The organism is Chitinophaga ginsengisegetis (genome assembly GCF_900168065.1).
Taxonomy (GTDB): domain Bacteria; phylum Bacteroidota; class Bacteroidia; order Chitinophagales; family Chitinophagaceae; genus Chitinophaga; species Chitinophaga ginsengisegetis.
On the sequence record NZ_FUZZ01000001.1, the window covers coordinates 2410615 to 2426452 of the forward strand.

Genomic DNA, 15838 nt, shown 5'->3' on the forward strand with positions numbered 1-15838 from the left:
TTTAAAATGAAACGTTAATACTACCGGTATAGGTAGGTCTTATCGAAAGGTTGATATTGGGAGAGCCGCCTGACTGTTCCGGGTCCTGACCTTTTAACAGCCTGTTGGTGATGGTGAACAGGTTTGTTCCGGTAATGCTGACATAGGCTGAAGCAAATCCTAACTTCCGCATCATTTTTTCATTGAAGTTGTACCTGAACGAGGCAGACTGAAGTTTCACATAATCAGCGCTTACCAGCCTTACATCCGAGTTGTCATACATGTCGTATACGCTGCCTGCAAAAGAATAAGCACTTGCCGGATAAATATTCCACCAGGGAATGTTAAGAGCGTTAGTGGCCTGTAAACCGGGAATATTGGTATAGTTCTCGTCACCCGGCCGGCGCCATCTGTCTACAAATTCTTTCCGCAGGTTTTGCTGTGGATAAGTAATAGCAGAAGCATATCCGGACGCTATTTTCAGCATCCTGATCTTGTTGCCAAGAGAATAGGTAATATTGCAGGACAGACCAAAATTACGCCAGCCGAAATAGTTGGAGATACCACCTTGTATAAAAGGCTCTCTGCGACCGGACTCACTCATCACGGACAGATATACATCCTCCCTTTTCATCTGGGAGTATTTCTTGTTGTATTCATCTGCCAGTCCTGGTTCTGCACCATAAAAAATGGGAGAACCATCAACAGGGCTCAGACCTTTAAATTTATAGGAGTAAAAAGTATTGATCGGCTTCCCGGACAATTGTACAGAACCATTCAGGAAATCATCATAGGTAATGTTGTCTACCAGCACATTGTTCCTGTTATTGATGGCCCTGTTCAAAACTTTGTTCAATACCTGTCCCAATTGCGGATCTATACGCCATACAAATCCGCGGCGGGAACTACTTAAAGAGGCGTTATCAATAGCCTTTATCGACAATGCTACCTCTATACCTTTATTTTCAAGGGTCCCGCTATTGATAACATACTTTTCTACCCCATTGATCTCAGATACTGTTTTGTCAAGAAATGCATCTTTGGTTCTCTTATAGAAATAGGCAAGCGATCCGCTGAGTTTTCCTTTTAAGATCGAAAATTCCAGGCCGGCATTAAACGATGACGTCTTTTCCCATTTAAGATCCGGGTTAGGGTAGTTTATAATATTGGAAGATGTTTCATTATAGTAGGGATTTGTATTCAGGTTCTGGCGGATCACCATGTTGGCAGACTGGCCAGGCAACATATTCCCCTGCCAGCCCCAGGATCCTTTGAGCGCAAGGTCATTGATCCAGGCGACATCACTAAGTACATCGTTCTTCATGTTCCACCGGCCTGAAACCGCCCAGATAGGCAGAAAGCGATTGTTGGTCCTGGATCCAAAAAGGTTGGATTGTTCCCCCCTGATATGGACATTCAGCAGATAGCGGTTATCATACGAATAACCCGCTGTACCAAACCAGGCAAAATCATTGGTGAGCTGGCGGTTAAAATAGCCCAAGGCAGGTTTTGTCGACATCCATTGCTGATAATATCCTGTGTAGGTGGTAGGTACAATATCAAAGTACCCACCCATCTCTCTGAAATAACCTCTCCTGGTAATATTGAACCCATCGTATCCATTAGATTTTACTTCCACACCACCAGTAGCTGTTAAAGAGTGTCTGCCGGATTTATCCAATGTTGTTATGTAATTTACCTGCAAACGGCCGGTATAACTTTTATTCCGCGTTTCATACTTCTGCAGTTCACCTCCGACCGGGGCCAGGTCCCACCTGGTTGTCTGATCAGCGCGCAGCTTAAATATATAATAGGAATCTTTGGTATAGTACAATTCCCTGTTGTTGTTGCTGATGCCAAAGGCGAAAGTGCCTTCCACATCTAATCCCTTTGTTATCCGCCATTTTAACAGGGCCTTGATGTTGGCAGAAATGAGGTCAGTATGATCATTACTGTTATCACGCTCGTTCAGGATATTGTAATTATAATTGAGCAACCCATTGGTTTGCGGGTAATAAAAGAGACTTCCATCCGGGTTATAAGCCGGGATCGTACGGCTGGTATTATAGGCATAGTTCATGATACCCAGATCCGATGGCGTATAATTCCTCACCTGGTAGCTACCGTTGAATGCGATCTGGGCCATGAACTTCTTATAGTCAGCGGTGACATTCAGCATGGAGGAGTAACGTTTGTTATTTTCTCCATTGATCACGCCATTTTCGTTGAGATAACCGATCGAGGAATAATACTTGATATCATTTGATCCACCTGAGAGGTTTAGCGTATGATTTTGGGTAAAAGCGTCTCGTGTAATGAGTCCCAGCCAGTCTGTGTTCACATTCGCATAATAATCACTTAAGCGTTTGAACTCATCATAGGGAATCTTCCCTTCGTAGTAATCCTGCAAGGCCCTTTCATATCCTGACCATTGTGTTATATTGTTATAATGCATGCCACGTTCCACCATTTCTTTGGATACGTCCATGCGCTCCCTGGAAGTCATCATATACATGCCTCTATCAGCATATCTCGGGCGTCGTGTATACCCGGATGACAAGGAGTAAGATATCATAGGCTTTCCGGGCTTCCCTTTTTTGGTAGTGATCACTATCACACCATTGCCGGCTTTTGCCCCGTATAGCGCAGTTGCAGAAGCATCCTTCAGCACATCGATCTGCTCAATATCGTCAGGATTCAAGCCTGCAATTGCATTACCCAGCAGGTTCACAAAATCGAGGTCATTGATCTGCTGCGGATCTACATTCACAGGATCTGTCAGTACAATACCATCGAGCACCCAGAGAGGTTCACGGTTGCCAAGAATGGTGGATGTTCCTCGTATTCTTAGTTTGGGAGCTGCGCCTACCTGGCCGGAGTTCTGCATGAATATCATTCCAGGTACCCTACCCTCCAGCAATTTGTCAATAGTATTCACTCCAGGGGTTCTGATATCGTCCATCCTGATAGTAGTGACAGCACTGGTAAGATGACGTCTGTCTATTTTCAGATAACCTGTATTAACCACTACGTTTACCTCGTTAAGGTCTGCGGTAGTCAGTGCAAGGGTTACTATCCGGGCTCTCTGGGCGCCTATCTCCAAATCTGCATATCCGAGCAGATGTATCTGAAGGATATCATTGGCATACTTGCCCGGAATAATAAATTCACCGTTTTTATTCGTTCTGGTACCGAAGTTGGTATTTTTGACTTTTATGGTAGCTGCCTCCAGTGGTACTCCGGCGTCGTTGGTAACACGGCCGTTAACGTCAGATAATAAACCGGCATTCTGGTCTGCAACGGTTTGATTTTTCTCCGTAATGATGATCAAACCGTCTCTGACTTCATAGCTCAACGGTTGTTCTGACAAAAGTTTTTGCAACGCGCCGGTAAGCGGCTCTTTTACCAGCTTCAGTGTAACGGGCCTGGCCTTTTTCAGAATGCGGTCATTGTAAGAAAAATCATACTTCGTTTGTTTACTGATTTCTTCTGCCACCTTCACAAAGGGAGCATTCTTCACATTCAACGTAACTGTTTGCGCCCATACAGACGTGAACAGTTGTAAGAACAGAACAGGAAAAAGGATAGAAAAAAATTTGTGCGGAAAGGATAATGTGCTACCATCTTTGTTCTTTGCCGAATGCTTACGGTAAAGTACATACCTTCCTTTGCCTTTGCGAAAAAGGGAAGCGCCCATAAGTGAATAGTTGGTTTTTGGTTGATTATAAATATAAGATTCCCACCAGCTGGCATGTTATCAACATGCAACTCCAAATGACAGCCAATAAATGATTTTGGTAATTTACTAATGCACTACGCTAATATTCCTTTCCTTTACTTCGAATTTTATATCTCCTATTTTTTCAAGTGCGTGCAGCACAGTTGACAATTTTTTATCTCTCCTGATAGACGCATGAACTTTAATATCTTCCGGAACTCCGGTGTAATCCACCTTCAGGTCATACCATCGTGCTACCTGGCGCAACACCTCAGCCAATGGCGTAGCTTTAAACCGGAAGTCACCATCTTTCCATGCAGTGTACAATGATACATCAACAACTGCTACATCGAAATTTGCTTTATCCAGTATAGCCTGCTCCCCCGGATGCAATTGTACCGACGCTGCTCCTTCTCTGCCGTCTAATTTTACGCTGCCGCTTACAAGTGTGGTCACTGTATTGTTCTCATCTTTATAACAGTTGATATTAAAACCAGTGCCCAATACTGTTACATCCTGGTTAGATGTATGCACGATAAATGGCTGGGAGGCATTATGCGCTACTTCGAAATATGCCTCCCCATTCAGGATTACCCGCCGGTCTTTTCCATTAAATACCGTTGGATATGAAAGCGAAGACGCTGCATTCAGCCAAACCCGTGTGCCATCACTTAAGGTAACACGGTATTGTCCCCCCCTTGGCGTACTTAAGGTGACCCGTTGGATAGATTCTTTTACAGACAGGGTATCACCATCTTTGTAATGAATACTTTCCCTGTCTACCACAATTTCCTGCTTCTCACCATTCAATGGATATACCGTTCCATCTGATGCGATAAGGGTTGCACGATTTGTACCAGGTGGAATATCACGGCTGGCCAACTGCGAGGTGGCATATCGGTTATTTGCAAACTCTTTATAGAAATAAAATCCGGACGACAATACGAGTAGTAAGCCTGCGGCGGCGGCTACCCCCTTCCACCATGATATTTGCTTATATTTTGGCGCATGTGTTATACCTAGTTGTTCCCGGATACCATTCCACGCCTGATCTTTAACTATCCTGGCTCTTGTATCCGGTAATGATGACATGCTGTTCTCCCCTAAAAAATGGGATATGAGCAGGGCATCCTGTTCTGCCTGATTTTCTTTACGCTGGAAAAAATCATACAGGTGGGATAATTCCTCATCGGTAATTGTTTCTTCAATATATTTTTTGAAAAGTTCTTCTATATTAATGTTTTCCATCTTAGCAAACAGCCCTGTTAATGCATGATTACAGATAAATACACACGGGAAATAAAAAATAGCACCCCTGGAAAAAATTATTTTTCAAAAAAAACCGGAACCAGTACCGCGAACAAATAAATGTAGTTGGATCTTAATATATTTCTTAGCTGCTTATTAGCCTCTTGTATGTGATGATTGATAGCAGAGGCACTAATATTTAACCGGCTGCTTATTTCTTGATAGCTGAGGCCATCTATCTTATGCATGGTATATACCTCCCGCTGCCTTGGTGTAAGTTTATTTAACGCAGCATACAGTAACTCTTTGGCTTCAGATTGATTAAGGGATTCTTCTATGGGATTATGACTACCATCCGCATTAATTTGCTTGCGCATTAACTGATCATATACACTTCTTCTATATACGTTTTTTGAAAGATTGGCTGCCATTTTAAATACCAAAGCACCAAAACTAAGTTCCGGATTGATACTATGACGGACCTCCCAGATCTTAATAAACAGATCCTGGAGAATATCCTCTGCTAATTCTTCAGACCGCAGCAATTGAAGTAACTTCATAGTCAGGCGGGGGGCATAGATTTCATAAAGGGCTTTAAAAGCAAACTCATTCCCTTCCTGCAACCTGCGTAACAGCTCCTTCTCATCGGTGGTTTGTATGATATCCACTTCCCTTATTATTAATTTCTGCTGAAATTATAAAAAGAAAAAAAGAATAGCCAATATTTCTGAAAAATATATAAAATGATGTCATAACTATCAGGGAAATGCCCTACGATGTCCGGCATCCCATCGGCCTCACATGTAACAGGCGAAACACATGTCACTTTGACACTTAAGTATCCGTAATCATAAAAAGCGACTGGCTTTATCTGATTACGATCATGGACTCGCCAGCGGAAAGATTGTTGGATGGTACATGAATATGGGTATGACAGTCAGAGAAATGATTGTTGCTGCCCAGAGTATGACTATCAGCATGTAATCCGCATCTGTATCATTTCCACCCCTAATTTGCGACATTTGAGTACCCTGCCCCAAAGATAATCTCTGTAGTTTTATAGTATTCGATTAAGAGAAAGATTCCAGTTATGAAAATATGTCTGTTGCGACTAATCCTTCAGGGCACGCCCTTGTGTATTGACATGTTGTCAGCACCATCGTCATACACCCAAACAAAGGTTAGCGCTAATCGTTTTACCAATTTTTCTCCGCACAAAGTCAATTTCTCTTTTCCATTCCAAATTGCAGCCTCACTCTAAACCGATGGGATGCTGTGTTTCTGTAGCCATTATGCACTCAATTAATCTGTAAATATGAGTCAACCAAACCACCCGCTTTCGACTATTGCTGTTATCGGTACTTTATTACTTTTCATCACTGGCGATGATACTTTTACTCAATCCAGGGTTGGTAAATGGCACTTTAGACGAGGATAAAAAGCGGCAGGCAAAGGGTAACACTATCTTTTCAATTTTGCCTTCTCCGGGCTTAATTTACTTAAACCATTAACCTTTATGAAAACAAAATCACAGACACCTTTTAAACAAACGATTATGCTTCTTTTGGATTTCGGATTTTTTAAATCCATCGGAACATTTTCGAAGGTCAGGCAAAAATCACTTGCCATCCTCCATTTACTTCCCGTTGTTATTATGTTTCATGCCTATGAACTGAAGGCCCAATCCACAGCCAGCTATACCTGGAAGAATGTAGCTATTGGTGGTGGCGGATTTGTTTCCGCTATAATTCCGAGTAAAACTGAGCAAAACCTGGTTTATGCCAGGACAGATGTGGGAGGAGCCTACCGCTGGAATGCATCCACTTCAAGTTGGGTGCCGTTGTTAGATTGGGTGTCGGACGATGAAGTCGGGTATCTTGGTGTCGAGTCTTTAGCGATAGATCCCCAATCGCCCGGCAGGGTCTATATGCTGGTAGGTATCTCTTATTTCAACGGCGGGAAAACAGCCATACTCCGGTCTACCGATTACGGCAATACCTTTGCCGTTACAAACGTTACTACACAATTCAAGGCACATGGCAATGGTATGGGCCGGCAAACCGGAGAAAAGCTTGTAGTAGACCCTAACAACAGCAATATTCTATATTGTGGTACCCGTTGGAATGGATTATTCAGAAGTACCGACGCTGGTGCTACATGGAGCAGGCTGAACTCACTGGATGTAACCACAACCCCTAATGAAAACGGGATAAGCTTTGTGGTTTTAGACGGAAGCAGTGTTTCAGGAGGAGCTACCCAAAGGATCATTGTCGGAGTTTCACGCAGCGGGAGTACCAACCTGTACAGAAGTGATAATGGCGGACAATCTTTTTCTGCTATTTCCGGCGCTACCACCACTTATATGCCACACCGGGCTGTTTTAGCAAGTAACGGAAACCTGTATCTCACTTATGCCAATGGTGCGGGGCCAAGCGGGCATTGGTCGCTACCGGAACCTATGGATAACGGACAGATCTGGAAGTACAGCATTTCCACAGGCGCATGGACAAACATTACACCTTCCGGTTTCAACAAGGCATTCGGAGGCATCAGCGTTGATCCCAATAATCCCAACAGGATTGTGGCTAGTACCATCAACACCTATATGAACCAAAATGGCGCCTGGGGCGACAGGATGTTACTGAGTACAAACGGTGGTTCAAACTGGGTGGATGTGGTAGACAGGGGCTTTACCATGGACCCGGATGGTATCACCTGGGTTAGCGGTCATGCCATCCATTGGGCAGGCTCAATAGAATTCGACCCCTTCAATACTGAAAAGGTTTGGGTCACTTCAGGTAATGGTGTTTTTAGAAATGATAATATCAGCTCCAGCGGCACCTGGCGGTTTGCAGTAAGAGGGCTGGAAGAAACGGTACCGCTTGGCCTGGAGAGTATCCCCAATGGTCCTGTAATGTCTGTTATTGGCGACTATGATGGGTTCAGACACACCACCAATGTTAGCCAATATGCACCAATTCATAATCCGCAAATGGGGACCACAAGCGGATTGGCAGTAGCAGCTCAAAATACAAACAAAATCGTCCGGGTAGGAAACGCTATGTATTATTCCAACGATATGGGGTTAACCTGGACGCAAAATAGTATGAATGGCTCTCACGGACAGGTGGCATTATCAGCTAATGGTAATACTGTGCTGCACTCCCCGAAGGAATCTTCTGCTACATACCGGTCAACTAATAATGGATCCTCCTGGTCTGCGGTAAGTGGTTTGAGTTTTAATGAAGCACGGCCGGTTGGCGATCCGGTCAATTCCGATAAATTTTATGCCTATAATCCCGGAAATGGAGCGGTAATGGTGAGTACCAACGGTGGATCTTCTTTTTCCCAGGCTGGTTCAGTTGCGGGCGGTGGCTCCAAAGTCATTCGCCTGGCGCCTGGAAGGGAAGGTCATGTCTGGATAGCTTTGAACAATGGAGGACTGGCACGTTCAACTAATTCAGGGCAATCATTTTCCACCATAAGCGGTGTCAGTAATTGCGGAGCCGTTGGTTTTGGGGTGGCTGCACCCGGGGCAAATTATCCTGCGATTTACATTTGGGGTACCGTCAATAATGTCAGAGGCGTTTATCGCTCCACAGACCAGGGTGCTTCATGGGTTCGTGTAAATGATGATACGCATGAATACGGAGGTCCCGGTAACGGGCAATTCGTACAGGGAGATATGAACATCTTCGGAAGAGTATATATGAGTACAGCAGGCAGAGGTATCGTTTATGGAGATCCATCCGCCTGTACACCTACTGCCATTACCCCGTACTTACAGATTAATGGCGGAACCTGGCAGCAAACAGCCAGTGCCTCTTTAACTGCAGGCGGCACCATTCAGTTGGGTCCTCAGCCTACGCAGGGAGGATCATGGAGTTGGAGCGGGCCAAATAATTTTAGTGCTGCTACCCGTGAAGTATTCATTTCAAATATCCAGGCTAACCAGGCAGGGAACTATGTAGCCACCTATACCAATAGCGGAGGATGCCAGAGCACCCAAACCTTCAGCATTACCCTGACCGGCTCCATACTGAGGGAATCCTGGACCGGAATTAGCGGAACTGCTGTCAATAGCCTGACCTCTACTACCAATTATCCAAACAACCCTACAGGCAGAGATCAGATCACCAGCCTGGAAGGCCCCACAAACTCGTCGGATAACTATGGAACCAGGATCCGTGGATATATCCATCCTCCTGCAAGCGGCAGCTATACCTTCTGGGTAGCGGGAGATGACAACGCCGATTTATACCTGAGCTCCGGCGACAACGCAGCCAATAGCTCAAGGATAGCTTATGTGAATGGGTGGACGAATTCCAGAGAATGGAATAAATACAACACACAGCAATCCACTTCCATTAACCTGGTTGCCGGTCAGAAATACTACATTGAGGTCCTTCATAAAGAAAGTAGTGGTGGAGATAATATATCTGTAGCCTGGCAGGGTCCTGGTATCTCACAACAGGTAATCGCCGGAAACTACCTTTCCCCCTTCATTCCGGGAACAGGCGGTACTTTGGCAGCCAAATTATCATCGAACGTAAATATTAATGACGATGCTGTTAGCCTGTATCCGAATCCCTCCAGTACAGGAAGGTTTACGATTCTTCTTCCGGAAATTCCGGAAAATGCGTTCGTAAGAATTTATGATAACCAGGGCAGAATGCTCTATGAAAAGAAAACTCACGGGAATAAAAAGATAGAGATTGATTCACGGCTCAATCCAGGGTTCTACATTATCACGATAGAATCGAAAAGATTTAGTTCCACTAAGAAACTCGTCATTAATTGACAATTTTTTCGCCAATGACCGGGAATGCTCCAGCGAAGCATTCCCGGTTTCTTTCATAACTGGGGGCCATCCGGTCCGCAGAAACACGAATAAACCCGCGCTGGTCGCGGGTTTTATATTTTAAGTCGGGTATTAGCCGGGGTCCGGTTAAATTTCTCCCGTTTTTATGTTACCTCATTAAGGCTAAAATCCATTATACTTCGGTGGTAGTGAGTCCAAATTTTTGTTTGAACGTAAAATAAAAATGAGACAAGTTTTCAAATCCTAAGTCGAGATAAAAATCCGCAGGCTTTTCCCTTTTTTGTTTGATGCGATACATCGCTTCGTCCAGTCGTTTTTCTTTCAACCATTGCTTAGGTGTGGTGTTGAATACTTTTGCAAAGTCACGTTTAAAGCCTGAAATGCTTCTTCCTGTCAATTTTGCAAAGGCTTCCACCGAAACGTTGAACATATAATTTTGGCTCATAAATTCTTCCAAATCTATTTTATAAGGGTCGGAAAAATCAAATAAAATGTTTTTCAAATCAGGGTTGCTTTGAAGGATCAGCTCAATGGCTTCCCTGATTTTTAAGTTTGCCAGCTTGGGTGTAGCTTCCTTCGTTTTGTTGATATACGGACTGAGTGAAAGAAAATAAGCATTTAGAAACTCATCAGGTTCAAAAAACAGTTTTTGTTTGTTATTACTGCTTCCCACTGTTATTTTGAACTCCAATGCATACTGGCGAAGGGTTTCACTATCCAATGAAATCGAAAGGAATTGATATTTGCCTGACTTTCCGGGATACTTCACAGTACGGATGAGCTGGTTTCTCCTAACCAGGACAATTTTATTTTCGGAAATAATCGTATTGCCGCCCGCATAAAAAGCGTGGGTTTCTCCCGACAACTGGAATCCCAAAAAATGTTCCGGTATAAACTCTTCATCCCCTCTGTGTTTTTCAAATGCACAGGAATACACCAATTTATCAAATATGATTTCGCTACTTTCTCCCATTAAGCAAATGTCTAAAAAATTAAGCAAACATTTTTGCGCCTGCTTCAGCAATTTCTTTATCCTGCTGGGGGGTTCCTCCTGAAGAACCGACTGCGCCAATGATATTTCCGTTTCTATCTTTTATCACAATACCGCCGGCAATAGTCAAAAGTCCGTCGTTTGAATTAATCATTCCATAGCTGTGAAGTTCTGCGCCTGCAATTATAGCGCCCATAATATCACTGTCAACACCAAACATCACAGCTGTTTTTGCTTTTTTTACGGCGAAATCAATTACACCATAAACACTGTCCAATCGTGCAAAAGACGCCAAATGACCACCTGTATCTACCACCGCGATACTCACAGGAATATTCAATTCTTTGGCTTTCTCAATCGAAGCATTCAACACTTGTATTGCCTCGCTATAAGTTATACTCATCTTGTTTGAATTGTAATTTTTAGTAGAGTGCTTCAAGTTTCATTTAGCTTTTTGCGGTCCAGGCTTCCGTTTGCAATTGTTTCACATAATCTTCCGTTTCTTTTGGATGTACATTTCTGAAATAAGAGTTATCGTCCAATGCCACATTCACAATCGTTTCTGCCATGGATTGGGGGTCTAACTGGTCTTTCAGTGATGCTGCCGCGCCGTCAAACGCTGCTGGCGGTGTAAAGTTTTTCTCCGGATTGTACCAACGGAAAATGGAATCCACACCACGGTCGTTAAATCCTGTACCAAAGACGCCCGGGTTGCAGGTAGCGATTTTGATATTAAATTCTTTCAATTCAGTTCTCAAACCTTCTGCAATGGCTTCCATGGCGTGTTTGGAAGAACAATACGCCGCAACATAGGGAACCGTCCAAAGACCACCCATGGACGTAGTGAAAACGATTTTAGCAGCTTTTTTCTGATCTATCCATTTTCTTATAAATCCTTGTGCTAACTGCAATCCACCGAAAACATTCACATCAAACATATAGCGGATTAAATCCAAAGGCTGCTCCGCGATGGGTCCACCTTCCATGATACCGGCATTGCTGATAAGGATATCAATGTTGTATTTGTTTACGATGTATTCAATATCACGGGAATTGGTTACATCTAATTTATCCGCGATTAATTCGATACCCGCTTCTTTTGCTTCGCGGATCAAATCACTCATTTGAGGATAAACTTCTGCTGTTGCAATGACTTTGTGTCCTTTTTTCGCCAAATCAAATGCTGCGATTTTTCCAAAACCGCTTGCCGCACCTGTAATCAAAATTGTTTTGCTCATTTTATATTCATTTAGAAGTACAGAGCAAAGTTCTACCAATTACAATTGCTATTTATTGCTGAAAGGTTCAAATATTTGTTGCTAGAAAGACCAGCTGATTAATTTCGGATTTAAATTAGCCCGAATATATACCCTGAGATTTCATGCACGGAAAAACGGATCCGCCTCCATTCTGATTAACCACTACCTGTTCCTTCTCCGGCGACCAGGATACTCTGCCTGCTCAATTGGCGTCTTCTCTTCATCACTTTTATGAACCCTTCCGAATTGCCAGTTAAAGGCTACCGACAGGGAGCGGTTATAATACCGCGTAGTGGCCTCACTTTGAAAAGAAGGGGCGGTAGCCATACTTCGCTGTTTTACGTAATGCTGAAAAGGGTTGTTGAATGAAAGGGTAATACTTCCCTTCTTTTGCAAGATCTCCTTTTGAATGGCCAGGCGGTAGGTATAGTCAGCAGTGTTTTTGCCTTGCAGCGTGATAAAACCATTACTATAATCACCGGATAGTTCGAATATGTAACCACCGGGAGCGGTATAAGAAGTGTTGATATTAAAAGAGTGAAAGAAGCCGTTATTACCAACCTGTAAAGCCTGGCTTTTAAACCATACCTGGTAAAATTCCAGGCCACCGTTGATGGTCCAGTTGTCGTTCACTACAGTGTAGGCATTGACATTTGCGCCCAAACGCCTGTTGGAGGCAATATTCCGGGGAATGGTCCTTGATATACCGTTGCTGTCAACTGTTGCAAGAGACTCTATTGAATTTGAGTTAAAACTGAAGTAGACACTGCTGATCAGGGTAAAACCAGATGGCATATTGTAAGCGTGAGAAACTTCCAGCATACGCGTAATTTCCGGACGCAAACGGGGATTCCCCTGCATGAGGTTACGGGGATCACTTGCATCTACATAGGGATTAAGGTCCCAGATAAAAGGCCGGCGAATGCGTTCTGTATAATTGAATTTAAATTCCTGTTCCTCACTTACTTTCTTCGCAACCAGGATGTTGGGCACCAGGTTACTAAAACCAGTTTCAAAAGAAGGGGTTGTTCCTCTGAAGCGGGCACCAAGCCGGGTATATTCATAACGGGCGCCCAGCCGGAAGCGCCACCCGCTTTGGGTTTCAAATGCCGTGCTTAGGTAAGCCGCCATAATATCCTGGAAATAAGTCATCGAATCACTACGCTCCAGGTCCTGCTGCAGATCACTGCTACCGGGGTTATTACGGTTATTGAACACCGTATAGTTACTGGCAGCATTATTTTTACTCCAACGCATACCGGTTTCCAGGAAATTCTTGCCGCTTTTGCTGAGTGGATGGGTATAGTCCAACTGGAAGCTATAATCCCTGCTGCGTCCTTTATTAGGACTCAGCTCACGAAAGAAATGCCTGCCATCAGGACTGAACTGATCTGTGCTGTAGTCAGAGCGATCTGTGGAACGGCTCAGATTTCCCAATAACTGCAACTCCTGTTTTTTACGTTTAAAACGCTTCTGATAATTGAGTGCAAGATCATAGTAGTGATAACTTCCTTGCTGATCAGCGTTTTGATTATACTCGGTAATGCCTTTGGCATCCTTATAATAATTATATAAGCTGCTCTTCACGGGCCATTGTTCACGCCAGTAAGAAAGTGTAGCGCCTATCTTTTGTGATGAATCAGGACGGTACTCCGCTCCCAGTTCTATACTTGCCCCTTTGGTTTTCTGTGTCGCGTCGGAACGCTGAACAAGGTTGCCGGTATTTAGTCCGTTGTATAGTAACCCCCTGCTTAAGTCAGTTTTTCTCCGTTCCTTTTCAACATTGCCACCCGCCATGAGACTAACATCAAATTTATTCCGGGAGATGTTCAAACCGAGGTTCGCAGACTGTTCCAGGTTGCCGGCACCCAGGTTAAGGCTGCCGGATGTGTGCTGTACTTTTTTCCGCGTAACGATATTAATGACGCCGGCTGCACCCTCTGCTTCATACCTGGCAGAAGGCGCGGTGATCACCTCAATAGACTGTATGGAACTGGCCGGGATTACTTTCAGGGCTTCTTTAAGATTTTTAGCGAGAATCCCGGATGGAATGCCATTGAGCAAAACTTTGACATTGGCATCTCCCCGAAGTTTTACAACGCCATCTGAGCCAACAGTTACCATCGGCGCCTTGCGCAAAACATCCGCTGCCGACCCGCTCTTATTTCCGATATCGGCGGAAGCATTGTACACCAGCTTATCTCCCTTGTTCTGAAGCAAAGCTTTACGGCTCTGCACCACTATCTCATTTAATTGTTTGCTTTGCCTCATCAGGATAAATTTACCGAGGTCAAGGTCCGGCACATTTATCTCTACAATTCCTGAATATGATTCATAACCGGTATGTGAAATACTCAGGACATAAGTCCCGCGTACGGGCGCCGTCAAAATAAACCGGCCACCATTGCCGGTTACAGCAGTTTTAGCTACAGCACTATCTTTGTATCGCAGGATGATTGTGGCCAGGTCCAGGGGCTTGTTCTCTGCGGTGTCCATCACAATACCTTTGATTTGAAAGATGGCTTTTCCGCCGGAGAGTATAGATTGGGCTTTAACTGCCACTGAAGCGAGTGTCAGCAATAATAAAGCAAGAAATTTTCCAGCCATCGGAATTGTTAGTTTTAAATAATGAAGTTTTATCTTACCACAGGCAAAGGAAAAAGTTTAATTTTTCAGCGGGAAAAGAGAATGAGCAAAACCGCCATTCAAATGACGAACGACGTTCGTCATTTGAATTTTTCCTGTTTACGTGAAAGAATGACCTTTGGGTATCCCGGAAAAACACAGAAGATGGCATATACGATAAATTGGTTTAATAAGCGTTACCTGCAGGAAATCGGAATTTTTGCAGCCATGTTCATTTTGACTATGGTGAATCAGTGGTTCCGGTTGGATTCATTCAATGCCATTATAAAGGGGTTGGTTTTCTTTGTAATTCTATATGCACAGGCAAAGTTCCACTGGCATTTCATCCTGCCATTATTCTGGAACAGGAAATATGGAACATATGCCATCGTAACATTCGGTGCCTTGCTCATAGGAACACTGGTACTTTTTCCGGTAGATTGTTTCTGGATTGAACCGGGTATTTTACAGCAAGAGAGTGTCATGTCTGTTTTACTCTATCATTTTGTTATCAGTATCGCCAGCATAAGTACCATCATGTTCCTGTTTTTAATCAGGCAACATGCGTCGCAAATCCGAAAGAGAACCGAAGACAAGCTGCTGCTCGCTGAAATGAATATAAGGCTGCTGCATGCTCAGCTGAACCCGCATTTTCTTTTCAATATGTTCAATAATCTTTATGGTGTGAGTTTGGCAGAGCCTGAACGGGTGCCTGATTTAATTCTGAAACTATCCAACCTGATACGGTATCAGCTTGAAGATGGGCGCAGGCCCCTCGTTGCGCTGCAGGCAGAAATAGCTTTCATCGAAAATTATATAGCCATAGAAAAGGAACGGATTGGAAAACGTTGTGAAATTTCTTATGCTGTACAACAAGGAGATCTGGAACCGGATAAGCTTTCCATTGCGCCATTAATCCTCATCACGTTAATTGAGAACGCATTTAAACACAGTATTACCATCACCCGGAAATGGTATGTACATATTAACATACAACTGGAACAACGGACATTAATCGTTGATATTGTAAATTCTTTAGGAGATGAAGCACTGAAAAGAGATTCTACAGGAATTGGGCTGGCAACCATCCGGGAGCGACTGGAGTTGCTATACGCAGGAAATTATCAACTCGATACTTTTCAGCATGAAAGCGAATTCAGGGTCGTTTTAAAAATACTATTAAATCACCGGTAGTT

General features: G+C 43.7%; 9 protein-coding genes. 2 read left to right on the forward strand and 7 right to left on the reverse strand.

The genetic code is table 11. The annotated features are described in order from the left end of the window. Position 1: 1 nt before the first annotated feature. The 3 genes from B5Z18_RS09630 to B5Z18_RS09640 all read right to left on the reverse strand — a co-directional run bounded on the left by B5Z18_RS09630 (position 2) and on the right by B5Z18_RS09640 (position 5613). A complete protein-coding gene (locus B5Z18_RS09630) occupies positions 2–3676 on the reverse strand; it encodes a SusC/RagA family TonB-linked outer membrane protein (RefSeq protein ID WP_079469145.1) in 3675 nt (1224 codons plus the stop codon). A 108-nt stretch (positions 3677–3784) separates the two neighbouring features. Beyond that, positions 3785–4945 carry a FecR family protein gene (locus B5Z18_RS09635; RefSeq protein ID WP_079469146.1) on the reverse strand — a complete coding sequence of 387 codons (1161 nt, stop codon included), beginning with the start codon at positions 4943–4945 and terminating at the stop codon, positions 3785–3787. A gap of 77 nt (positions 4946–5022) precedes the next feature. Beyond that, the gene (locus tag B5Z18_RS09640; RefSeq protein WP_079469147.1) at positions 5023–5613 is read right to left on the reverse strand and encodes an RNA polymerase sigma factor; all 591 of its coding nucleotides are present in this window, start codon (positions 5611–5613) and stop codon (positions 5023–5025) included. Between the two features lie 848 nt (positions 5614–6461). Between B5Z18_RS09640 and B5Z18_RS09645 the strand changes: the two genes are divergently transcribed. Next, positions 6462–9746 (forward strand): T9SS type A sorting domain-containing protein, encoded by a 3285-nt coding sequence (locus tag B5Z18_RS09645; protein ID WP_079469148.1) that lies wholly within the window; start codon positions 6462–6464, stop codon positions 9744–9746. Positions 9747–9939: 193 nt separating this feature from the next. On the opposite strand, the gene B5Z18_RS09650 is transcribed toward B5Z18_RS09645, so the two are convergent. From B5Z18_RS09650 to B5Z18_RS09665, 4 genes are all read right to left on the reverse strand, one after another. Beyond that, positions 9940–10740 carry a helix-turn-helix domain-containing protein gene (locus B5Z18_RS09650; protein ID WP_079469149.1) on the reverse strand — a complete coding sequence of 267 codons (801 nt, stop codon included), beginning with the start codon at positions 10738–10740 and terminating at the stop codon, positions 9940–9942. Positions 10741–10759: 19 nt separating this feature from the next. After that, on the reverse strand, positions 10760–11161 hold the full coding sequence (locus tag B5Z18_RS09655; protein ID WP_079469150.1) for a GlcG/HbpS family heme-binding protein: 402 nt from the start codon (positions 11159–11161) through the stop codon (positions 10760–10762). Between the two features lie 43 nt (positions 11162–11204). Further along, positions 11205–11996 (reverse strand): SDR family oxidoreductase, encoded by a 792-nt coding sequence (locus B5Z18_RS09660; RefSeq protein ID WP_079469151.1) that lies wholly within the window; start codon positions 11994–11996, stop codon positions 11205–11207. Between the two features lie 183 nt (positions 11997–12179). After that, positions 12180–14624, reverse strand: coding sequence for a TonB-dependent receptor (locus B5Z18_RS09665; RefSeq protein ID WP_079469152.1), 2445 nt, complete (start codon positions 14622–14624; stop codon positions 12180–12182). A gap of 183 nt (positions 14625–14807) precedes the next feature. Here B5Z18_RS09665 and B5Z18_RS09670 point away from each other — a divergent pair, with 183 nt between their 5' ends. After that, the gene (locus tag B5Z18_RS09670; protein WP_159454246.1) at positions 14808–15836 is read left to right on the forward strand and encodes a sensor histidine kinase; all 1029 of its coding nucleotides are present in this window, start codon (positions 14808–14810) and stop codon (positions 15834–15836) included. Positions 15837–15838 lie beyond the last annotated feature (2 nt).

Bases quoted from the DNA above. Each gene is read 5' to 3' on its own strand.
- B5Z18_RS09655 (WP_079469150.1), bottom strand. From the start codon at position 11,161: ATGAGTATAACTTATAGCGAGGCAATACAAGTGTTGAATGCTTCGATT.
- B5Z18_RS09670 (WP_159454246.1), top strand. From the start codon at position 14,808: ATGGCATATACGATAAATTGGTTTAATAAGCGTTACCTGCAGGAAATC.
- B5Z18_RS09630 (WP_079469145.1), bottom strand. From the start codon at position 3,676: ATGGGCGCTTCCCTTTTTCGCAAAGGCAAAGGAAGGTATGTACTTTAC.
- B5Z18_RS09665 (WP_079469152.1), bottom strand. From the start codon at position 14,624: ATGGCTGGAAAATTTCTTGCTTTATTATTGCTGACACTCGCTTCAGTG.
- B5Z18_RS09635 (WP_079469146.1), bottom strand. From the start codon at position 4,945: ATGGAAAACATTAATATAGAAGAACTTTTCAAAAAATATATTGAAGAA.
- B5Z18_RS09645 (WP_079469148.1), top strand. From the start codon at position 6,462: ATGAAAACAAAATCACAGACACCTTTTAAACAAACGATTATGCTTCTT.
- B5Z18_RS09650 (WP_079469149.1), bottom strand. From the start codon at position 10,740: ATGGGAGAAAGTAGCGAAATCATATTTGATAAATTGGTGTATTCCTGT.
- B5Z18_RS09660 (WP_079469151.1), bottom strand. From the start codon at position 11,996: ATGAGCAAAACAATTTTGATTACAGGTGCGGCAAGCGGTTTTGGAAAA.